The sequence below is a fragment of the Enterocloster bolteae genome, from assembly GCF_002234575.2.
Lineage (GTDB): Bacteria > Bacillota > Clostridia > Lachnospirales > Lachnospiraceae > Enterocloster > Enterocloster bolteae.
Genome location: NZ_CP022464.2, coordinates 4463297 through 4484206 on the forward strand (window position 1 = coordinate 4463297; position 20910 = coordinate 4484206).

19 protein-coding genes, 2 tRNA genes, 1 other RNA gene and 1 pseudogene are annotated in these 20910 nt (G+C 44.7%); 8 read left to right on the top strand and 15 right to left on the bottom strand.

Annotation, left to right across the window (positions count from 1 at the left end):
- The first annotated feature begins 14 nt into the window (after positions 1-14).
- Positions 15-1361, top strand: coding sequence for a uracil-xanthine permease family protein (locus tag CGC65_RS20620; protein WP_002569612.1), 1347 nt, complete (start codon positions 15-17; stop codon positions 1359-1361).
- A 100-nt stretch (positions 1362-1461) separates the two neighbouring features.
- Here CGC65_RS20620 and CGC65_RS20625 read toward each other — a convergent pair whose 3' ends face one another.
- Both CGC65_RS20625 and CGC65_RS20630 read right to left on the bottom strand, forming a co-directional pair.
- Positions 1462-3720, bottom strand: a complete 2259-nt coding sequence (locus tag CGC65_RS20625) for a bifunctional diguanylate cyclase/phosphodiesterase (RefSeq protein ID WP_002569613.1) — start codon at positions 3718-3720, stop codon at positions 1462-1464.
- Between the two features lie 172 nt (positions 3721-3892).
- Positions 3893-4672: an SIMPL domain-containing protein gene (locus CGC65_RS20630; RefSeq protein ID WP_002569614.1), complete on the bottom strand. Its 780-nt coding sequence runs from the start codon at positions 4670-4672 to the stop codon at positions 3893-3895.
- A 353-nt stretch (positions 4673-5025) separates the two neighbouring features.
- Between CGC65_RS20630 and ssrA the strand changes: the two genes are divergently transcribed.
- Positions 5026-5365: a transfer-messenger RNA gene (ssrA, locus tag CGC65_RS20635) on the top strand.
- A 501-nt stretch (positions 5366-5866) separates the two neighbouring features.
- On the opposite strand, the gene CGC65_RS20640 is transcribed toward ssrA, so the two are convergent.
- The 4 genes from CGC65_RS20640 to CGC65_RS20650 form a co-directional block, all read right to left on the bottom strand.
- Positions 5867-6487 carry a hypothetical protein gene (locus CGC65_RS20640; RefSeq protein WP_002569615.1) on the bottom strand — a complete coding sequence of 207 codons (621 nt, stop codon included), beginning with the start codon at positions 6485-6487 and terminating at the stop codon, positions 5867-5869.
- A 121-nt stretch (positions 6488-6608) separates the two neighbouring features.
- Positions 6609-6779 (bottom strand): SIMPL domain-containing protein, encoded by a 171-nt coding sequence (locus tag CGC65_RS32730; protein WP_007036903.1) that lies wholly within the window; start codon positions 6777-6779, stop codon positions 6609-6611.
- Positions 6780-7120: 341 nt separating this feature from the next.
- Complete coding sequence (locus CGC65_RS20645; protein WP_002569616.1) at positions 7121-8005, bottom strand: phosphotransferase; 885 nt, start codon at positions 8003-8005, stop codon at positions 7121-7123.
- A gap of 228 nt (positions 8006-8233) precedes the next feature.
- Positions 8234-9094, bottom strand: a complete 861-nt coding sequence (locus CGC65_RS20650) for a hypothetical protein (protein ID WP_002569617.1) — start codon at positions 9092-9094, stop codon at positions 8234-8236.
- A 626-nt stretch (positions 9095-9720) separates the two neighbouring features.
- Between CGC65_RS20650 and CGC65_RS20655 the strand changes: the two genes are divergently transcribed.
- Positions 9721-9891, top strand: a complete 171-nt coding sequence (locus CGC65_RS20655) for an Arc family DNA-binding protein (RefSeq protein WP_002569620.1) — start codon at positions 9721-9723, stop codon at positions 9889-9891.
- Here the strand turns inward: CGC65_RS20655 and CGC65_RS32570 are convergent.
- Positions 9833-10335: pseudogene (locus CGC65_RS32570) on the bottom strand (recombinase family protein). The gene CGC65_RS20655 and the pseudogene CGC65_RS32570 sit on opposite strands and share 59 nt — an antisense overlap.
- A 533-nt stretch (positions 10336-10868) precedes the next feature.
- The gene (locus CGC65_RS20665; protein WP_002569622.1) at positions 10869-11243 is read right to left on the bottom strand and encodes a hypothetical protein; all 375 of its coding nucleotides are present in this window, start codon (positions 11241-11243) and stop codon (positions 10869-10871) included.
- A 182-nt stretch (positions 11244-11425) separates the two neighbouring features.
- On the opposite strand from CGC65_RS20665, the gene lepB reads away from it, so the two are divergent.
- Complete coding sequence (gene lepB / locus CGC65_RS20670; RefSeq protein ID WP_002569623.1) at positions 11426-11992, top strand: signal peptidase I; 567 nt, start codon at positions 11426-11428, stop codon at positions 11990-11992.
- Between the two features lie 33 nt (positions 11993-12025).
- Here the strand turns inward: lepB and CGC65_RS20675 are convergent, their stop codons facing one another.
- Positions 12026-12835: a hypothetical protein gene (locus CGC65_RS20675; protein ID WP_002569624.1), complete on the bottom strand. Its 810-nt coding sequence runs from the start codon at positions 12833-12835 to the stop codon at positions 12026-12028.
- Between the two features lie 125 nt (positions 12836-12960).
- Here CGC65_RS20675 and CGC65_RS20680 point away from each other — a divergent pair, with 125 nt between their 5' ends.
- Entirely contained in the window at positions 12961-13728 is a 768-nt protein-coding gene (locus tag CGC65_RS20680) for a DUF3795 domain-containing protein (RefSeq protein ID WP_002569625.1), read from the top strand.
- A 268-nt stretch (positions 13729-13996) separates the two neighbouring features.
- Here the strand turns inward: CGC65_RS20680 and CGC65_RS20685 are convergent, their stop codons facing one another.
- Positions 13997-14371, bottom strand: a complete 375-nt coding sequence (locus tag CGC65_RS20685; protein WP_002569626.1) for a desulfoferrodoxin family protein — start codon at positions 14369-14371, stop codon at positions 13997-13999.
- Between the two features lie 376 nt (positions 14372-14747).
- Here CGC65_RS20685 and CGC65_RS20690 point away from each other — a divergent pair, with 376 nt between their 5' ends.
- From CGC65_RS20690 to CGC65_RS20700, 3 genes are all read left to right on the top strand, one after another.
- Positions 14748-15227, top strand: a complete 480-nt coding sequence (locus CGC65_RS20690) for a hypothetical protein (protein WP_002569627.1) — start codon at positions 14748-14750, stop codon at positions 15225-15227.
- A gap of 350 nt (positions 15228-15577) precedes the next feature.
- Positions 15578-15649: transfer RNA gene (locus CGC65_RS20695), tRNA-Glu, on the top strand.
- A gap of 162 nt (positions 15650-15811) precedes the next feature.
- Positions 15812-15883: transfer RNA gene (locus CGC65_RS20700), tRNA-Glu, on the top strand.
- Positions 15884-15949: 66 nt separating this feature from the next.
- On the opposite strand, the gene CGC65_RS20705 is transcribed toward CGC65_RS20700, so the two are convergent.
- The 5 genes from CGC65_RS20705 to CGC65_RS20725 form a co-directional block, all read right to left on the bottom strand.
- Positions 15950-16534, bottom strand: coding sequence for an HD domain-containing protein (locus CGC65_RS20705; RefSeq protein WP_002569628.1), 585 nt, complete (start codon positions 16532-16534; stop codon positions 15950-15952).
- 21 nt (positions 16535-16555) lie between these two features.
- A complete protein-coding gene (gene smpB / locus CGC65_RS20710) occupies positions 16556-17023 on the bottom strand; it encodes an SsrA-binding protein SmpB (RefSeq protein ID WP_002569629.1) in 468 nt (155 codons plus the stop codon).
- 48 nt (positions 17024-17071) lie between these two features.
- Positions 17072-19285 (bottom strand): ribonuclease R, encoded by a 2214-nt coding sequence (gene rnr / locus CGC65_RS20715; RefSeq protein ID WP_002569630.1) that lies wholly within the window; start codon positions 19283-19285, stop codon positions 17072-17074.
- Positions 19286-19440: 155 nt separating this feature from the next.
- Positions 19441-19695, bottom strand: a complete 255-nt coding sequence (gene secG / locus CGC65_RS20720) for a preprotein translocase subunit SecG (RefSeq protein ID WP_002569631.1) — start codon at positions 19693-19695, stop codon at positions 19441-19443.
- Between the two features lie 128 nt (positions 19696-19823).
- Entirely contained in the window at positions 19824-20771 is a 948-nt protein-coding gene (locus tag CGC65_RS20725; protein WP_002569632.1) for a type I phosphomannose isomerase catalytic subunit, read from the bottom strand.
- Positions 20772-20910 lie beyond the last annotated feature (139 nt).

Sequence of the window (20910 nt, forward strand, 5' to 3'; positions counted from 1 at the left end):
GAGGCAATTAAAAAATGAATACAGACAATACAGCGAAACAGCACGCATCCCTGTTTGATTTGGATGGTGTGCCAAAAATGAGCCAGGCAATTCCCCTGGCCCTTCAGCATGTAGTAGCCATGATTGTAGGCTGTGTGACGCCGGCCATTATTATTTCCGGCGCAGCAGGCATTGACACGGCAGACCGGGTTTTGCTGATTCAGGCTTCCCTGGTTGTATCTGCCCTGGCCACCCTGCTGCAGCTCTTCCCCATAGGCAATAAGAACAGTTTCCATCTGGGTGCCGGCCTTCCTGTTATCCTGGGCGTAAGCTTTGCCTACGTTCCCAGCATGCAGGCCATCGCGGAACAGTCCGGCATTCCCGCCATACTGGGAGCCCAGATTGTAGGCGGCGTGTGCGCCATTATCGTAGGCCTTACCATCAAGAAGATACGAAAGTTCTTCCCGCCTCTGATTGCAGGCACGGTTGTGTTTACCATTGGTCTGTCTCTCTACCCAACTGCCATCAACTACATGGCAGGCGGCGCGGGCCAGCCCACCTACGGTGCATGGCAGAACTGGGTGGTAGCCATCTTCACTCTGGTGGTTGTCACTGTGCTGAACCATTTTGCCAAGGGATTCCTGAAACTGGCATCCATTCTTATGGGTATGATTGCAGGCTATATCTTCTCCATGTTCTTTGGCATGGTAAGCTTTGGAAATGTGGCTGAATCCGGCATGTTCCAGCTTCCTCAGGTCATGCATTTCGGCATCAGCTTTGAGGCATCTGCCTGTGTGGCCCTGGGACTGCTGTTCGTTATCAACTCCGTGCAGGCAATCGGCGACTTCTCTGCCACCACGGCAGGAGGCCTGGACCGCGAGCCCACCACAAACGAGCTTCACGGCGCTATTCTGGGCTACGGCTTTTCAAACATCATAGGAGCCTTCCTGGGATGTCTGCCCACCGCCACCTACAGCCAGAACGTAGGTATCGTGGCTACCACCAAGGTTGTTAACCGCGTGACATTAGGGCTTTCCGCGCTGATTATACTGGTTGCCGGACTGTTTCCCAAATTCTCCGCCCTTCTGACCACCATTCCCTATGCGGTCTTAGGCGGTGCGACTGTATCTGTATTCGCTTCCATTGCCATGACCGGTATGAAACTGGTCATGACGGAAGATATGAACTACCGCAACACCTCTATCGTAGGTCTTGCAGCTGCCCTGGGAATGGGCGTGTCACAGGCATCCGCCTCCCTGTCCGCATTCCCGACATGGGTTACCACAATCTTCGGAAAATCCCCGGTTGTCATCGCAACCCTGGTGGCTATCCTGCTGAATGTCACCCTTCCGAAGGATACTGGAAAAGTTAAAAAGAATTAATCCTATTATTGTAATGGTATAACTGAAAAACGGACTGTCCCTGAGCATATCGCTCCCGGGCAGTCCGTTTTTCAGTTATGCTTTGGATAAACCATACGGCTTAACAACCTTCAAAAGAACCATCCTGATTATCCGTCAGCAGATGTTCAAAATCCTCCTGGGGCATGGGCTTTGCAAAAACATATCCCTGGATTACATTACAGCCTGCTTTTCTTAAAAATTCCACGGTGTCCATATCCTCCACGCCCTCGGCAATGGTCTTTATATCCAGCTCCTTGGCCATATTAATGACGTTGGACACAACAATGCGCTCGCGCCTGATGTCCCGGCTCTTCTGGAAGAACAGGATATCCAGTTTCAGCACATCAATGGGCAGGTTCTTTAACAGGTTAAGGGAACTATAACCCGAGCCAAAATCATCCAGGGAACAGATAAACCCACGCGCATTGAGATTGACCACCAGCTCCGCAAATAACTCCGTGTCAGCAGCCAGTATGCTTTCCGTAAACTCCAGCTCCATAACGCGGTCCGGTATGGAATATTTAGCCTTGATATCCGTATAGTAATCTACAAAATCATTCTGGAACAGGCCTGCCTTGGAAACATTGACCGCCAGGCTCACCGGCCTCCCGCCCTGTTCCAGGTGACTCCTGTACCAACGGCATGCATGCTCAAACATATAGCGGTCCAATTTCACAATCAGCTCGCTTTTCTCAAATAATGGGATGAAATTCCCCGGCAGTATCAGCCCCCTTCTTGGACTGAGCCACCGGGCCAGCACCTCTGCCCCGGTAATCTGATTACCGTTCTGAATATCTATCTTGGGCTGCATATAGAGCTTAAACTCCTCCTCTTCCATGGCTGCCTCTGCCTCAGACTCCAGGACGGTATCCTCCAGCATGCGCCTGCGGAGGCTGTCGTCATAGAACACATAGGAGCTTCCCGGTCTTTCCTTTGCAATCTTATGGGCCATGTTGGCATAATTCACCAGCACATCCAGAGACTGCTTCCCGTCACCGGCCCGGAACCGGTAGACGCCTACAGGAATCTCCATGAATGGCTGTTCATCCATGCCCGAATTCCTCATATACTCCTTAAGCTGGCACAGACCGCTGTCCAGCACCTGTGTGTCCTCACACCGGGTTATACCGGCAAAATTGTCAGCCGCTATGCGGCAGCTGATACAGCCAGGTCCTTCCACTGTCCTCAGAAACTCTGCCACCAGCCTGAGAAGCCTGTCGCCTTCCTCGTACCCCAGAACATCATTAATCAGCTTAAAATTCCTTAAATCACCATACCAGAGCACATAGGAGGTAAGCTCAGAACGGGAGATCTCAGGACGGTTAAGAAATATCTCCACTTCACGTTTAAAGCCCGCAAAATTACGCAGGCCTGTAAGAGAATCACTGTAAGCCAGTTCCATCAGCATCTTCTGATTATTCACAGCCATCTTCCGCTGTCTGCTCATCAGCCATATAAACAGGCTGCAGGCAACCACAATGATAATCATGATCCCCCATGCTGTCTGGATGTAGCTGGAACGCAGCACATCCACAGGAACCATACTCGCCTGATACCATTGACCCTCGATGATGGGAAGGATAACCAGCATCTGCCTGACTCCCTGCCTGTCCGTAAGTATGAAATCCCCCCTGCCGGTGTCTCTTATGACCTCTGCAATCTTCTCCTTGTTATCAGGAAGAATGTCACCCTCAAATGTCTTGATGGTCTTAAGCACATAATTGCCGTTTGCATCCAGAATATTGGAGTAACCGGCTCCTTTAAGAACCGGTGCGTCAATGATTTCCCTCAGTACGACAGCCGAGTGAACCGCACAGAGAACGCCCCTGGCATTGCCGCTTTCGTCATTGATTCTGACGCCAAAATAGTTTATATATCCGCTGGCATCCTGTTGGTCTGCAAATGTGTTGGATATGCTTTTTTCACCCTGTAAAGCCCGTTCAAAAAAGTCCATCCCTTTCAGATTAACCTCTTCCACATTGCCTTCCATATCCACCATACGGGCATTACCGTTAATATCCGCGTAACCCATACGGATAAAGGCATTTTCCTCATTTATATCATTCAATATGGTCAGGATCTGGTTCTCATCCAGAATAACCAGCTCTCTGAGGCTAACAGCCAGCCCCTCCAGCGTCTGCCAGTCTCCCTCAATCTGTTTCAAAATGGATGTCCTTGTCTGATTCGCAGCATCATACAGGTATGCCACGTTCTCTTTCTGGCTTTTCAAAATCATTTGTACAAGAAAAATAATACTGCTGCCAATAAAACATAAGCATAGTATGATAGGAAGCAGCGTGTCCCTGCGGCTTTTTCCTCTGCCATCTGCAGTTGTCATCTCATAGTACCCCTGTCTTCTTTAGACTCTAAAATAATAATAATATATTTATACTTAAATATCAATGACAAATATCCCCGGAAACAGTACCATATGCTGTTATTTGATACTGTTTCCGGGGTATACACACGGCGTTATTCACTTGTTTTCCATTGGGTAAGTTTCATTTAATCTAATCATTCAGCTCATAGGAAACCGTTACCTGGGCTTCCACACTGACCTGTCCGGGCATAACAGAAGCAGCCGCATCTTCCGCAACCGCAGCCGCCATCTTGGCAGAACCGCCTGCATTATAGGAAGCATATCTGGTCTCCGGCTGATAGCCGAATTCCTCCACATGGACCACACCGGCCAGTGTCTTATTGCTGGCCTCCGCCAGAGCCTGGGCTTTTGCCTGGGCCACGGCCATGGCTCCCTTCAGCGCCTCCTGATAGCTGGCATCATAGCTGCTGGAAAAATAGCTGACGGAATTAATACCGTTGACTCCTGCAGCCACTGACTTTGTGATGATGGTTCCCGCATTGTCAATCGGTATGTCAGAGACCATCAAACTGGTAGTCATCTCATATCCGGTTATCTCCTGTTTATCTGAATTCCAGTTGCGGATAGGACTCAGGCCATAAGAAGATGTCTGTATGGAAGTTTCCTCCACTCCCAGGCCCTTTAATGTCTCAATTGCAGCGTTCAGGTCATTGGCATTCTTCTCCTGGCAGGCAGCAGCCGTATCCTCTCTGGTATAGACGGCATATTCAATCTGCGCCATATCCGGCACAACCTTTACCTCCTCGCGCCCGGTCACCGTAATTACATTCTCTGCCGCTCCTACATTCTGTACCTTCAGCGTGTCCGGCATCTGTGCCCCGGCCCCGCATCCGCCCAGCCCCAAGGCTGCAGCGGCCACTGCCGCGCTGATGCCTGCTGTGTATACTGTCTTCTTCATAATATGTTTCATAATTGCCTCCCTCTTTTTTGTTTTATCGGAATCTAATCATATGATACCGGGCACACGAATATGCCCTATCCCTATACTACCAGAAAGAGGGAATTCTGGTATTTCTTTTCTCTTAATTATAGAGGTATGTTTCATTACAAAGTTTATACGAATTTATTTCCGGCAATGCCTGGAGCTTCTTCATATCTTCAGTTCCATAACTTGGGCTCCATATCTTTGCTCCATATCTTCGGCTCCATATCTTGCCTGCTGATATTTCACCGCGGCCCTTGACAGCGGCACCGGAAACTGCTAATATAGAGTGAGCGCAGGATTTCGTTAGCATACCAGGTAAGCGCAGCACTGAATATTCAGGGGTTGTACTGGTTTCGACGGGGGTCATGCAGCTGGTGAAGCTATCCCCATGCGATGGGTTAAATGGCAAAAATAAATATAAACGCTAACGACGAATTAGCAATCGCTGCCTAATGGCAGCTGTCAGACTTAGAGCACCCGCACTTTAAGACCCTGGCATCGACTATGTGGGAAACGACGTATGCAAAGCTTTGAGCATATGGGCGTATGATGAAGCTACTGAAACCATCCGGGTGTCCTTTCTCTGATGGCAGAGGGAATGTCAAATAAAGGACTATGATAGTAGAAGAACAGGGAATTGATTTTCGGACAGGGGTTCGATTCCCCTCAGCTCCACTCTGGATAATGTCGGTTTTTCCTTATTTTATAAGGGATTCCGGCATTTTCTTTTTAGAAATGCTTGATTACCTTTTCAGGCTGTTTTCATTGGAATTGCAGCCCGATTTATCTGCTGTGTTTTGGTATTATTATTCTTATTACTGTAGAAATCCAACTACTTTAGGAATTTCATCTTCCGAGAATACTTGTTCTTCTTTGCTGATAATCTTTTTAGAAAATATGTTTTTGGACAATTCAAGGCATTTTAAAAAGCTAACAATATCTATTTAAGTCAATTTCTTTTTTTAGCCCGTTTAAATATGCCATGTAAAAGAAGCTATATAGTGAAAAACAACTATATTATAGGATATCTTGTAATGGGTAGAAAATTATTCGATTATTTTAGTGATTTACAAAAATACTTTATATTCAAATCATTGCCGAACTTCTTTTTCATTAAAATAGCCGTACCAATGCTGATACGGCTCCACAAAATACTAGTGACTTATTTTCATTATTCATTTATTCCTCTGCACTTTTATCAATCCAGTTTTCCCCATCATAGTTCAAAATCTGTTCTGATAATTTTTTTATATATGGTTGTGCTTTCTCTTCTTGCGCATACCATACCAATGATTGACCAAACCCATACGTACGTTTTCTTGAAACAGGCGCATCCCATATGTGATTATGTCGTTTCCCTTCTGGTAGTAAAACGCAATCTTCTTTTTTAGCCAAAATGTTATAATCTTGTATATCTCCATTGTCAAGTTCCACTGACTGATAATTACGAAAAACTGTTGCATTCTGGTACCATCCTACGATTGATGTTTCATTCAACATTGTAGTAGCGCACCATATTACCAATACATCATCAACTTCTTGGTCATCTTTAAGCAAATCACAACCTTGAATATTTTCGATATGTAGTTCATTGTGTTTCCCTTTGCTGGATGACTTTGTTTCCACGAACCCTAAACAATATGCTTGTCCATCTTCTGAAATAACTGGAGCAAAATTATACTGCTCATTTCCTTCCCCATGCTCCTTAACAAAGCTGCCCCCATTAAAAGCCTCATCTTTACCAGGGATTACACCTTTATAAAACTTCATGGCAGAAATTTTACAAAATAGAATTCTCATACGCATTTCTCCTAACTATTTCGCAGCTTCCACACAACTGTCACTGTATCGCTGGCCCTAATATCTTCAGGTTCTAACTGCAAGGGTTCATCTGACATATAGCAAGTATCTTCTTCCAAACTTAATGGCATAGCATCCTTAATCTCCCATATGGTGAAGTAGTAAGCTTTAACTTTCCCCATGAATAATCTATAGACACAAGCTCATCCAGTTTCATTTCAGCTGCTTTAGCAAGAACCTCTGCTTTCACTCTTGAATCCTTTACAGCCTTTTCAAGTAATTTATTTTTCAATACATGACTATACTTATATCCTTTAAAGACTCGTTTGTATTCGCCCTTTTTAATTTTTTCAGTTTCAAAGACTGAATCAATCTCAAAGTTAGTTGTCTTTAATGGCTTCTCGATATGTATCCTTACGTTCCTCTAACTCAAACAGCAAGCATATTCTATCTGGAGGTACTGATATCTGCCCTTTACCTGTAACACGTATAATTTTCTTCATTGATTGCTTCCCTACAATTCTATTATTATTGATTAATTGGCCGAAAAACGTCTTATATCTTCTCAATAGGATTCAAATATATTCTTTTTGTAAACGTGGGCACCAAAAAGCGTCAAGCGAGAATACAGTATTATGCTAATATTTCTTTATATCGCCTAAAAGCGGTTAACAAACTTGTATATTCATCCTCTGCCCACTCATAAAAAGGCACATTATCAGTGCCTTGTAATTCTAAAAGCCAATGAATAGCCGGTATGCACCAAAAAATTCTGCCAACAAGCATTTCTTCTTCTGTTAATTCTTCCAAACCTGCCGAATTTTTATAATTATCTATAATAACAGAAATATCAGCATCAACTTGTTCAGCTTGACGAAGCAATACATATAAATCAGAATAAAAAGGTGAAAATTGTGCCGTTGCCCAATCAATAATACGAATATCACCCTTCGAATAAATCATATTTTTAAAATGCATATCATAATGGTTCAGAAATATTGGGTATTTGCTATATTTTTCATAACTATCACTGGTAAAGCTTACTAAGCCACTTATATCAAACGCTTTTGAAATTTCATAAAGATGATTAAGTGTTTTTTCTTTTGATAAATAATACTTTTGGAATGTTGTCTCGTTAACACAACTAATGTTATTTCGTGATGTTCTATATAAATCCCCGATTTTTAAAGCTGCTTTATATAAATGAATAGCTTGTGGAGCATCACTACACGTTAATCCGTCAATATATTCAAGAACAAACTTGCTTTCACCCTGTTTTCTTTTACTTGCAACAACATGTACATGTTCCACTTTTAAGGGGGTTAAAATATTTTCATATATCTCAAGCTCATCTGAGCCATAAGGCACTATAGAACTTTGGCCACTATCATTAACTTGATTTTCTATTTTTTCAATATAAGTTACCCCATTATTTTCAGTTAACATGCTTGTTTGTGAACTTACCCATTTTTTTAATATCTTTCTGTTAAAATTTTTATCAAAGAATATATCATTCATATTTTTTATTCCTACTTCTCCCAAATTTCCCTTGAAAAGATTGTACCATAACTCCTGCTTGTTTTCCACTTCATTCGAGGTATATCTATGGATATCCATTTTGAAAAACTAATAGTGTTCCCAATTATCTTGCATTACTGATGATAACGTTAATAACCATACCAGCAGAGGAGCAAAAAAGGCCAGGGATATGTCCCCAGCCGTATAACCTCCTTTTAATTTCCCAAATCATCCAAACGACTCCTGATTACTGATTATATCAATGTAATAGCCAATATCATCTGACTTATTCCTATAAAGCTTCATGTAAAAAGTCCCTGTACGCAATATCTTATTTGTAACAACATCAGTTTTTTCGTATTTCAATTTCATATACAAAAAAGTTCCATCAGAACTCTGTTCACAGTCAGTAATTTTATACTTGTTTTCTTTTTCAAAAGGTATTCCTTTTAATTCGCCCTGCTCTGATTGTGGTATGTTTTCAGGATTCAGACCTATATTAAACACTGCGTAAAAGTCGTCAAGCGTCTTGTCTCGGTCAAAATACCCTATTCCATCTTCTATACGCAATGGAACAAACATTGTAGTTATATCAGGATTATTTAAATGTTTCTCTGTATCCGCAGCCAGAAGGGAATTCATTAATTTCTGCCTGTCCTCATACATTAAATACCGGAGCTGTCCATATGTAAAAGACGGAACATAAAATTGATCTTCGTATAGGTTCAAAAGGCCTTCGGCAGCATCTTTGAAAATCTCTTCCTGATATGAATTCAACGAATACATGTGTCGTACAAATCCCAGCTTCCACGCACCGTTTTTATCAACTGTATAGCCGTCCGGCGTAACTGTATCACTCAGCATACGTCCTGTATCATCAAAATAATAGCACTCGGCAATTCCATCGTCATTACCATCAATCCACATCCATGTGGATATGGGAAATGTTCCGTCTCCATTATCATACCACCATGCGGATACATCCCCGTCAATTCCTTGTTTCCAAGTTCCTGCATATGCTTCCCATATTAAGGTGCCCGAAAAAAGCATCGAAAGTGTAATCATAGCGATCCATTTTTTTACTGTCATCCATTATTTTCCTTTCTCCATATAGCGGTAACTCAAAATTATATATATGAATTATAACATATCTACAAAATAAAAAGAACTGCCTTCCAACCAGAAAACAGCTAGAAAACAGTCCCTCTCAACCAATTTATCATTTTACAAGTCATTCCACAAATAATAAGCTACTCAACTAATCCCTTTGCGCATAACACCCCATAGTCAAACATTTTCATGCACAAATATTCTGTAATTAATTCATAGCTATTTATGATAACCTCTATGTCCTTATCTTCCTCTCCGTCCGCCCCCAACCTTTGGCATAGGCGCTGATAAGCACTCATTATCTCTGTATATGCCTGTTCACACACTTTTCCCTCTGAGAATTCATTGAGAATTCATCCTCCACATACTTACACTCTTCAGGCGGATTATCTTTAAAGTCTAACCTCCCATTCATCAAATCATAAATTAGTTTTTTGCACTCCTCCATAGTTCCCCCATTTATATTTTAAATAATATCACTATAAGCATAATTTTATCCCGTTTCTCCCATAATTATATTACGCCGTCATTATGCCGTCAATCAATATTTAGCCGTCATTTTGACTTTATAATGAGGTCATATGACTTATATGGAGGTAACACGCATGACTAACGAAATAGCAAAATTCACCTTACGCACTGATTCCGAATTAATGAAAAAATTACGGATTGTAGCTGATTATAATGGTCGTTCTGCCAATCGTGAGTTGGAAGTGCTTATAAAAAACCATGTTGCTGAATTTGAGAAGAAGCATGGAACAATAGACCTAAATTAATGCCCCAGACATAAAAGAAGGAACCGAATTCCCATGTTGGGAACCTGTTCCTTCTATATGTGTCCGTATTAATATGTGGCTCTTTCAAAAACACAAGGTTGACTCCCTTGGTAAATAATTCCTCATATAGAGAAAAACCTTCCTCTGCATTCCTGGACATCCTGGAAAATGAATCAAATATAATCGTATCTCCTGTTTGAATTTTGAGAGTATCTTATCCAGTCCTTTTCTACCCCCAGATTTTGTTCCTGTAAAAATCTCTTTCACAATGATGGCAAAGGGATAAGCAGCCAGTATACTCCTAACCTGTCTTTCTACATTCTGTTCCCCTGTTGATATTCTACCATACCCATATTCTTTGTTCATGTAATCATTCCTTTTAGTATTACTTTTCACGGTCATTATTACTGTTACTATAATTATTATACCATACCAGAAGGGCATTTCCTTTAATTTGTCAACAGGTCCATAATATCTGTTTCTCTCTCAGCTGTTTAACACTTGAACAAACGCTCCATCCGAAATTGTATAGATATTATAGATAACACTATCCCATGTTGGCCAAAGCTCCGGAGTGGTTTCGATCACTTCAGGAATGAGTTCACCAACACCGTTCTCATCTATATCTTGTTTGCAATACAATCTTTTACAGAGCCTATGAAATCCTCATAATCTGCACACCACCACGAAACAATATACTCCCCCCACAGCATTCTGCCCAACCCCGGAATGTATTGTCCGTGAGCAAATGTAAAACATGATTATCCCCCAAAAAAGTACACAAAATAAGCTTTCAACTCCAACAAAGTTTGTGCACACTTTTTCGACAACAGGTGATACTATAATAGACGTAACCCCCCCAATACATTATATAGTTTTTGCTACACCCCATAAAAAACGAAATACCTTCTCCTAAAATGGCCAGTTCCCCGACTGGCCATTTTACTTTGTATTTTACATTGTCCACCGGGCATACTCTAATAAGGCGTTTCATCATCCAGCAGCTGAATCCGGAGCACATCACTGACCTGAGCCGGAGATATCTCCAAAACTTCTCCGATATAAGTGACTGATACGGTATTCCCTACCCTCAAATCCTTCACCGTTATGGGAACGCCTCTCCATATAAGCTCTGTTTTATCTCCCACTGCCAGTTCAAAGGTCCCGCGTCCATTGATATCATTTATCTCCAATCCCTGAACCAGAAGGCGGTTTTCCCTTATCTCCTCGATGACGGCATAAAATGTGGTTCCAACCAGTGGTTGGACGCTCCTTCTTCCCCCATAGTAGCCGCCGGCCGCGGCTAACAGAACAGCCAGTATAATGCTTACAGTATGTACAATCCGTTTCATATTCCACTCCCTTTGCTTCATTCTTATTCATAGAATAACATTACAGGAAGATTTTTTTAATAAATAAACTATTAATTATTCTTACGTATTGGCAAATACTAAAGACTTTATAAGACGTTAATGCTAAACTGGTAAATAACATTTATCCGATTCAAATATGATTTATTATAAAGGAGACTTCCATGAACACATCAGCAAAAAGCGAACATACCGGAAACTCCGGATTTAAAAAGGAGGTTCTGGAGTGGGTCAAAATTCTGTTGGCCGCTGCTGCCATTGCCTTTGTCCTCAATACCTTTGTCATCGCCAACAGCTACATTCCTTCCGGTTCCATGGAGAATACCATTATGACAGGTGACCGGATCATCGGCTCCAGGCTTTCATACGCCTTCGGAGCACAGCCTCAGAGGGGGGATATCGTACTCTTTGACCACAAAGCGGAGCCGGGCAAGGACAAGACCCGGCTGGTAAAGCGAATCATAGGACTTCCAGGGGAAACCGTGGATATCCGTGATAACCAAATATACATCAATCAGTCGGACACTCCCCTGGATGAGCCATATCTTCCGGAACCCATGGACTCAGAGAACTATCATTTCCAGGTTCCGGAAGGCTGCTATCTCATGCTGGGTGACAACAGGAATCATTCCAGGGATGCCCGGGACTGGTCAGACCCCTTTGTTCCGGAGGAAGCCATAACTGCCAAGGCATTATTCCGCTATTTTCCAGGAATACACTGGATTTCCTAACCCTTATTACTGATACAGACAATGAAAAATACGTTACTGATAAATATTATTAACCTTCCAGGCTCCTCCAAACTGATACATGGACAGGCCGGAATCCCCTCCCAGCTGCGCTCCGGCATTTCCAACTGCCTGCAGCCCGGATGCGTCCGTGGCAGTAACCGAATTACAGAGACGGTCCGTAAACAGCCTGCCGCCGCATTTGGAAATGAAGCTGGCCGCATCACTATATTCCGCTGATGTCCCATCCTCGTAAATTACATTCACCGGATAACTGCAAATCCTGGAAAGAGTTTCAATATCTCTGTACGAAAAGCATTTCTGGACTGTAGTGGCTGCTTCTTCCAGGTTTCCAATTTTGAGGGCCCCTGAATCACTGCCAGCCTGGCTGTTGTAATCACTATATATGTTGTTGATCTTCCATTTTCCTCCAAATTTAAACAGGCTCAGACCTGCATCGCCGCCCATCTGTACTCCTGCATTCCCCACTTCCTTTAACTTTGAAACATCTGTGGATGCGATGGCAGACTTCATTCCCTCTGTGAAAACGGGACCGGTCCCCAGCGCCAGCAGCTCTGACTTGCTTTTAAGTTCAGTCAATTCGCCGGATGCATATGATATGATAAGAGGAAAGCTGCATAAATCCGCCAATGCATTCAGGTCTTGTTTCTTAAATGCGGATTTTATCCTGGAAGCCGCGTCCTTGATTTTTTTCTGTCCCTCCCGTCTCTGCTTTGCGGAATAAGCAGCCGCGGGTTTTTTGGATGCAGCATACACAGGCATTGCGGGAACTGCGTTTGCAAGAGCCAGTGTACAGATGGTAATGACAGCTAAATGTTTTTTCATGGTAAATCTCCTTTTCGTCTAAATTATTTTAAGTTCCATACGGGTTCATACAATTAGACGGGAGAGCTTTCATAAAAGTTGCACATAGTAAAAATAAGTTTCAGATAAACAGGTGAGGTGTATTCATGGAAAGAGAAAAGGGCATTGCATACTGCGGGCTTGCCTGCTGTGTGTGCAGCGAAAATGTTCTTTGTCCTGGCTGCCGCAGCGGCGGCTGCCCGGGCAGAGAAACCTGCAAACCGTTTAACTGCTGCATAAAAAACAGATGGGAGGGATGCTGGGAATGTCCTCAGTTCCCCTGCGGTGCTGCCATCTTGCAAAAAACCAGGATTCAGGTATTTGCAGATTTTGCTAAGGAATATGGCATGGACTCCCTGATAGACGCACTGGAGAAAAACCAATGCCGTGGTGTTGTATATCATTATCCCAATTTGCTGATGGGGGATTATGATAGTTTGAGCAGCCAACAGCAAATTCTGCATCTCCTGCTGAATGGACCGCAAGACCGTATAAAAGGCGGCATTTTTATGCAATCATTCATACCGTGGCTTGACCGTATAATGGCCGGCCCCCTGCCGGAGGAAATCATTGCCGTCAACTTTAATCTCTATGATGATGGAGACAGCTGCTGGTCCATGGAGTTCACCGGAACCCGCAGCTTCGACGCGTATGACCCGGACTGGGCCTGTGACGAAGTATTTACTTCCCGTGACAGCACTCTCCACTGGGTACAAAATACCGGCTGGCAGCAGGTGCTGGAGGATACGGTACATACAATACGTGCTTATCTGGCAAATGGAACATACTCCGGCAGGTTAAAGGCGTATCAGGGAATCGGTGCAGGGTTTGTTGATGGGGATATCGTCATTCTGTATGAAACTCCCAAAGAATAGCAAAGAACAGGCTGGCAATACGCGTATATAAAACAAACAGCATTTCGTGCCGTATCGGCCAAAATGCTGTTTGTCTATGCCCGGCTATGTCTGTTTACTCCCGGCTATGTCTGTTTACGCCCGGTTATGTCTGTTTACTCCCGGTTATGTTCGTTTATTCCCGGTTATGTTCGTTTATTCCCGGTTATGTCCGTTCGTATTATGCTGCGCCAGACAGCTCTGCACACCTTTTGGATAGAAGTTCCGGCAGGTTCCCGGCAGAGTCAGATTAAGGTTCTGCCTTCCACAAACCATGCAGGTTGCAATATGCGTATGCAGCCTCTGCCTCATCTCCTTCACAGAGCATAAACTCTGCCTGCGGCTTCTGTCCCGGCTGCAGCTCTTTTCTCTGATTTCCCTGTCTGGTAGCCAGAGCAATCCACTGGATATAGTGTTCCGGAATCATGGGGTGCTCGGCTGAGCCTACTGTGACAGTGACCTTAGACCCATCTATCTGAATGACAGGCACATGCTTTTCAACTGCTGCATCTGTGGTGTTTGGAACCAGTTCCTGCATCTTTTCCCCACAACAGACAACCGGGACACCGCTGCTCTTCACATAGGCAATTATGTTGCCGCAGTGATTACAAATATAAAATTTCATGTTGTACCTCCTTTTTTTATGTATGGTCTGAATCCAGTCTATCACAATTCTGTCTTATTGCAAGACAATGGAGGAAAATTAACAATAGCATAACAGCTATAACGGCCGTAATCAGGCCCTAATCAGCATGATGCTCAGCCCGGCCTGTCTATTCACAAACTTCTCACATTCTGTTCATAAATCCGTTACAGAATCATAAAATTCTCCTCACATTTTATGGATATACTAATTTATGTAAAGAGCTAATGCTAATTAAACTTTTTTTCATAATACTCGGCCGGAGGGATGAAATCCTTCCGGCCTCCTCCTTTTTATTCAACTTTCTGGATTCTTTTTACTATCCCGGCATATGATAATTAAAAAAGGATATTTTTTTATGAAATATGAAAATCTGACTCCCGTAGTTGGGGTCATTACCAACATTTCCACACAGGAAGGGGATTGCTGTACCCAGGTTATAACCCTCAGTGTTGAGGGACAGCCCGTCAACATGATTCTATCCGATGACACCTTTGTGGTGGACACCATGCGCCTGATGCCAGGTATGCGTGTGGCTGCGTTTTATGACAACACCCTGCCGGTCCCCCTCATCTACCCGCCTCAATACCAGGCTGATTTAATCGCTGTAGTCAGGCCGGAGGAGGATGTAAACCTTTCCTGGTTTGATGAAACCCTCACTGCCTCTGATCAATCGCTGAAGCTGAACCTGTATCAGTCCACAGTTTTGTCAACCTTAAACGGCCAGCCATATTTCTGTTTCCCGGCAAATCATTTCCTGCTGGTATATTATGCGGCTGCCACAAAGAGCATACCGCCACAGACAGCTCCTAACCGGGTCATAGTGCTGTGTTCATAGACCTGTAAGGAATTATTTTTTTTCATTTTCACAAGACCGTTGTAAGAATGCATAAAATAGTTTTTTTCATTCTGCAAACTTTGTGCACACTTTTTGGATAGCGTATGCTATTATAATTAACGTAAACCCCCCCAATACATTATATAGTTTTTGTTACACCCCATAAGAAACGAAATACCTTCTCCTAAAATGACCAGTTCCCCGACTGGTCATTTTACTTTGCTGTTTTATTGGTTCCATATTTTTGCAAATATCGGGAAAATATTTTTTCTGTTTTTTTATTAAAAGTACTGGACAAACTGAATTTTATATGATATTATATATAAGCTGTCGCTGAGATGCACAGATAAGGCCTGATGGTCAAGCGGCTAAGACGACGCCCTCTCACGGCGTAAACCCGGGTTCGATTCCCGGTCAGGTCATGAAAACAAGCAGACAAAACTGCTTGTTTTTTATTTTTTCGGACTCCAAACTATTGTAAAATTAAGTAAATACATTTTCAAATTACATTTTTTCAAAAAATACTGGACAAACAAAAAACTTTATGGTATTATAAACAAGCTGTCGCTGAGATATACAGACAAGGCCTGATGGTCAAGCGGCTAAGACGACGCCCTCTCACGGCGTAAACCCGGGTTCGATTCCCGGTCAGGTCATGAAAAAAGCAAGCAGATGAAACTGCTTGCTTTTTTGTTGTTCTATTCTTCACCGTTTCTTGCGCATTATTTTATTTCCATGCGCGTCCTTGTTTCTGCATCAATCAGGCTGCGCAGGGCTTCCAGCCGTTCATCCTGCTCAAAGTATTCCTTTCCGTATTCCAGATTAAATCCATAGTCAAACCCGGCAGGATTTCTTCCCTGGCTGTGCTGGATAATGGTTTCCGCCTTATCCAGGGCTTTTACAAATCTGGCTTCCGGGGTAATGCCCTGACTGTATTCCTCCCACAGCCCGGACACCTCCCCTTCCTCTCCTTTTGGCAAAAAACCGCATATCCGCTGTACATCTTCCCTTTCCTGGTTCAGTTTATCACCGGCGTCCGGCCGCAATGCTGCCGATATGTCTCCGCTGTACCGTTCCCCCAGGTCGTGAACAAGGCACATCATCAGTACTTTCTCCCTGTCCAGTTCCGGAAATTCCCTGCACATCACCCCGGCAAACAGAGCCAGGCGCCAGGAGTGCTCCGCAGTGCTCTCCTGCCGTCCCTCAGCAGTCCAGGCAGTGCGCAGAGTGGACTTAAGGCCCTCAGCCTCCTTTATGAAATCTGTGTATGCTTCCACTTCACTCCCCTTGTTACTGCCAATCCTCATAATATCCTCTCGTTCCTATCCCTAATACAGATTTTTTACCTTAAATTCCTTTTCCAGTTCCCTTCTCTGGTCCTTCTTGGCAATGTCTGCCCGCTTGTCGTAGAGCTTCTTACCACGGGCCAGACCCACCTCTACCTTCACCAGACTGCCTTTAAAATAAACCTGGAGAGGCACCAGGGTATAGCCCTTCTCCGCAATCTTGCCGTTCAGCTTCATGATTTCGTATTTATGCAGCAAAAGCCTTCTGACACGCAGAGGATCTTTATTGAATATATTTCCCTTCTCATAGGGGCTGATGTGCATACCGCACACATACACCTCACCTCTGTCAATCTTCACAAAGGCTTCCTTAACGCTGCATTTTCCCATGCGAATGGATTTCACCTCCGTGCCAAAGAGCTCGATGCCCGCCTCGTATTTCTCATCAATAAAATAATCATGGTATGCCTTCTTATTGTTCGCAACCAGTTTAATACTTTCCTTCCCCATGGTGTTTCCCTTTCTTTCCAGTCATAATTGCATGTATGACTTACAGCCTTACACGGAAGCTCCCTTACCCGCGCTCCTGTCCCAGTCTCTGGGCAGGATAAAATCCACTGTCCTAAGCAGACGGTCCGTGGACGCCACCTGGACCCGTATGGGCTGGCCCAGCTTAAATGTTTTCCTGGTCATCTCTCCCACCAGTTCGTAATGCTGTTCATCAAATATATAATAATCATCCCTCAGCTCGCTTATGCGGACCAGTCCTTCCACCGTGTTGGGAAGCTCCACATACAGCCCCCAGTTGGTGACGCCTGATACCACGCCGTCAAACTCCTGCCCGATAAATCTGGACATATACTCGCACTTTTTAAGCTTGTCCGTCTCACGCTCCGCTTCCTCTGCACGGCGCTCCAGAGCCGATGTCTGCATGGCGACCCCAGGCAGTATGGCTTCGTAATGACCGGCCCTCTTGTCTCCCAGTCCGCCCTTCAGGCTTTCCTTTATGATACGGTGAATCTGGAGGTCCGGATATCTTCGGATGGGCGAAGTAAAATGTGTGTAATACCTGGCAGCCAGGCCAAAATGGCCGGAGCACAGGGTGGTGTACTTTGCCTGCTTCATGGAGCGCAGGGTCAGCCTGGAAAGAAGCACCTCCTCAGGCGTTCCCTCTATCTTATCCAAAAGCTTTTGTAATTCCTTGGGATGAATCTCCCCCTGCTGAAGCCGGATGAAATATCCAAAATTATGGATAAAGGTTCCCAGCTGCTTCATCTTCTCCGGATCCGGATTGTCATGGGTTCTGTAGAGGAAGGGCAGGGATTGCCAGAAGTAATCCTCCGCCACAGTCTCATTGGCTGCCAGCATGAAATCCTCTATGATTTTTGTGGCAGCATTGCGCTCATATGGTTTGATCTCCAGGGGCTTTCCCTGGGCATCCAGGATAATCTTGCTCTCCGGAAAGTCAAAGTCAATGGCTCCCCGTTTCTTCCGCTTTTCCCTGAGTATGTCAGATACCTCTTTCATCAGCATGAACATGGGCACAAACCCCTCATACTCAGCCATGACAGCTTCGTCCCCGTCCGTGACAATGGCATTCACCGCCGTGTATGTCATTCGACGGTCCACATGAATCACTGTCTCCGCGATTTTGTGGTCCAGCACGTTTCCCTGGTCATCCAGTTCCATGATGCAGCTTAAGGCCAGGCGGTCTGTGCCAGCGTTAAGGGAACAGATTCCATTGGACAGCTTATGGGGCAGCATGGGAATCACCCTGTCCACCAGATAAACGCTGGTGCCCCGCTTTAATGCCTCCTTGTCCAACGGACGGCCTTCTTTTACATAATGGCTCACATCCGCAATGTGAACTCCCAGGATATAACCTCCCTGTCCGTTCCTGCACAGGGTTACCGCATCGTCCAGGTCCTTGGCGTCCTCGCCGTCAATGGTGACCGTGCGCAGTCCCCGTAAATCCAGGCGGCCGGCCAAATCACCGGTCCAGTCTGCCGGCGATGTCAAATCACCAATGCCGTAAGGTCCGTCCCAGGTTTCCTCATCCCTTGTCATACCAGGCACAGCCACTTCATCCGGACACCCTTCCACCTCGTCCATGACCTCCGGCGGAAACTCCTCCGGCAGTCCATAGGCCCTTACAATGGACAGTATGTCTGTTCCCGGATCATTGACATGGCCCAGAATCTCAGTCACTACACCCTCCGGCTTATGGTTCGCGTCTCCAAACTCCTTAATCCGCGCCACCACCTTATGCCCGGTGACAGCACCCATATCGCAGCCCTGGGGAATGAAAATATCCTTGGAAATCTTCTGGTTATCCGGAATCACAAACCCGAAGCCCTTGCTTTTCTGGTAATACCCAACCACCTCTTTGTTGGCATGTTCCAGCACTTTAAGCACCGAGCCTTCAGCCCTCCGGCCGCCTCCCCGGTCCTGGGATTCCACCACAATCTGGACCCTGTCCCCGTGAAGGGCCGCTCCTGTCCTGTCCTCAGGGATAAACACATCCTGCTCCATGCCTTCCACGGTCACAAAACCAAACCCCTTGGGATGTCCGCAAAATATACCGTTGACAGAAAAAACTTCCGGTTTTCCATATTTTCCCTTCTTGGAAATTCCGATTCTGCCCTCAGATACCAGATAGTCCAATACCTGTGTCAGTTCATCTCTCTGTGATTTGGGAATGCCTAAAAGCATGGCCAGTTCCTTTGCCTTCATGGGCACGTAGGACTTGTCGTTCATCACCTCTTCCAGCATCTTTGCCTTCTGTTCCAATATTTCTTTTTCCATATAACCTCTTTCTTATAAATGTCCTGCCTGTCCGAAAACAGGTCAAAACCCGCCTGAATGAAATAAAACACCCTTATATGAATACAAGGGTGTTTTCGTCACTTATCCTTCTGTTATCTTAATTACCCCATGACCTTAAGCAGCACGTTCAGGGCAATGGTAATGAGCATGAATGCAATGGCTCCATACCTGGTAAAGTGCTCCAGCGCACCTTCCATGGAACGGCCTCTGTTCTTACTCCAGTAACTGTCTGTGGAGATTCCGCCAATTGCGCTCCCCAGTCCGTTGGACTTACCTTCCTGCATCAGGATAACCACTGATATTGCAACACCAAGAATTACATATATGATTGACAAAATAACATGTATTACTGACATCCGCCTGCACCTCTCCATTTTCTTATAGTCAAACAAAAATATTTTACCATACTTTGTCCTAAAACACAACCTGTTTTCCTATATTTTTATAGGTAAGACATTGCAGAAGCTTCATTCAGGCATCGCATTTAAACCGCCTGGGAACAAATCATGGAAAGGCTGCCCTCAAAGATAACATCCCCGAATCCGGCAGGCACAATAAAATGCTGTCCCTTTGATACCGGGATGCCGTTTACACTTCCCTCTCCGTCCAGAATACTCACATTGGCAAAGCTGTCCCCATAATTCTCCGTCCAGCAGCCTGTCATGTCTATCTTGTCCACAGTATAGTAAGCGCAGGTCACAAGATGTTCTTTTCTACCGCTGTCCGTCTCCTTCACAACTGCCGGCATTGCATTTTGGTCCTCCTTAAAAGGCGCTTCTATCACATCAATGCTCTCCTTTATATGGAGCTGCCTGGGCTTCCCGCCGGACAGCCTGTCGTAGTCATAAACGCGGTATGTAATATCACTGCTCTGCTGGGTCTCCAACACCAGGGTGCCGCCCTTTATGGCATGGACGCATCCGGGATTAATCTGAAAAAAGTCTCCCTTACTGACAGGAATTTCCCGTATGAAATCCTTCCAGCGTTTTTCCTCTATCATCTGCTTTACTTCATCCTTATTGCCTGCATGGTGCCCAATCACAATGGTGGCATCCGGATCGCAGTCCAGGATATACCAGCATTCTGTCTTGCCCAGAGATCCGTTTTCATGCTCCCCGGCATAGGCATTATCCGGATGAACCTGTATGCTTAAGTCGTTCCTGGCATCAATAATCTTTACCAGCAATGGAAATTCCTTATGACAGCCTGCCGCAGCCCCAAACCACTCAGGGTGGCTCTCCCACAGGGAGCTTAAGCTCTGTCCTTTCCATGTTCCGCCTGCAATACGGCAATCCCCGTTCTTATGCGCGCTGATAGCCCAGCACTCGCCTGTGCGGCTGCTTGGGATATCGTAACCAAACACATCTTTAAGACGTGTTCCTCCCCAGATGGCCTCCTTAAAAACAGGTTCCATAAATAGTAATTCTCTCATGTCTCTCTCCTTATTTTTCCCCTTTTTGATGCAATCAATGCATCTTCTTACATCATACCCTGCTTTTTCCGGTTGTCAAGATTTAAATGGGACGGGGAAAGAATTTTCCGGACGAATCACCGCCCGGAAGCATCCCCTT

What these genes read in the sequence shown, in the direction of transcription:
- CGC65_RS20655 (WP_002569620.1), top strand. Translation starts at nt 9,721, where the DNA reads ATGACTAACGAAATAGCAAAATTCACCTTACGCACTGATTCCGAATTA.
- CGC65_RS20680 (WP_002569625.1), top strand. Translation starts at nt 12,961, where the DNA reads ATGGAAAGAGAAAAGGGCATTGCATACTGCGGGCTTGCCTGCTGTGTG.
- CGC65_RS20705 (WP_002569628.1), bottom strand. Translation starts at nt 16,534, where the DNA reads ATGAGGATTGGCAGTAACAAGGGGAGTGAAGTGGAAGCATACACAGAT.
- CGC65_RS20645 (WP_002569616.1), bottom strand. Translation starts at nt 8,005, where the DNA reads ATGAATGATATATTCTTTGATAAAAATTTTAACAGAAAGATATTAAAA.
- CGC65_RS20665 (WP_002569622.1), bottom strand. Translation starts at nt 11,243, where the DNA reads ATGAAACGGATTGTACATACTGTAAGCATTATACTGGCTGTTCTGTTA.
- CGC65_RS20685 (WP_002569626.1), bottom strand. Translation starts at nt 14,371, where the DNA reads ATGAAATTTTATATTTGTAATCACTGCGGCAACATAATTGCCTATGTG.
- lepB (WP_002569623.1), top strand. Translation starts at nt 11,426, where the DNA reads ATGAACACATCAGCAAAAAGCGAACATACCGGAAACTCCGGATTTAAA.
- CGC65_RS20625 (WP_002569613.1), bottom strand. Translation starts at nt 3,720, where the DNA reads ATGACAACTGCAGATGGCAGAGGAAAAAGCCGCAGGGACACGCTGCTT.
- smpB (WP_002569629.1), bottom strand. Translation starts at nt 17,023, where the DNA reads ATGGGGAAGGAAAGTATTAAACTGGTTGCGAACAATAAGAAGGCATAC.
- secG (WP_002569631.1), bottom strand. Translation starts at nt 19,695, where the DNA reads ATGTCAGTAATACATGTTATTTTGTCAATCATATATGTAATTCTTGGT.
- CGC65_RS20725 (WP_002569632.1), bottom strand. Translation starts at nt 20,771, where the DNA reads ATGAGAGAATTACTATTTATGGAACCTGTTTTTAAGGAGGCCATCTGG.
- CGC65_RS20620 (WP_002569612.1), top strand. Translation starts at nt 15, where the DNA reads ATGAATACAGACAATACAGCGAAACAGCACGCATCCCTGTTTGATTTG.
- rnr (WP_002569630.1), bottom strand. Translation starts at nt 19,285, where the DNA reads ATGCTGGAAGAGGTGATGAACGACAAGTCCTACGTGCCCATGAAGGCA.
- CGC65_RS20650 (WP_002569617.1), bottom strand. Translation starts at nt 9,094, where the DNA reads ATGACAGTAAAAAAATGGATCGCTATGATTACACTTTCGATGCTTTTT.
- CGC65_RS20630 (WP_002569614.1), bottom strand. Translation starts at nt 4,672, where the DNA reads ATGAAACATATTATGAAGAAGACAGTATACACAGCAGGCATCAGCGCG.
- CGC65_RS20675 (WP_002569624.1), bottom strand. Translation starts at nt 12,835, where the DNA reads ATGAAAAAACATTTAGCTGTCATTACCATCTGTACACTGGCTCTTGCA.
- CGC65_RS20690 (WP_002569627.1), top strand. Translation starts at nt 14,748, where the DNA reads ATGAAATATGAAAATCTGACTCCCGTAGTTGGGGTCATTACCAACATT.
- CGC65_RS20640 (WP_002569615.1), bottom strand. Translation starts at nt 6,487, where the DNA reads ATGAGAATTCTATTTTGTAAAATTTCTGCCATGAAGTTTTATAAAGGT.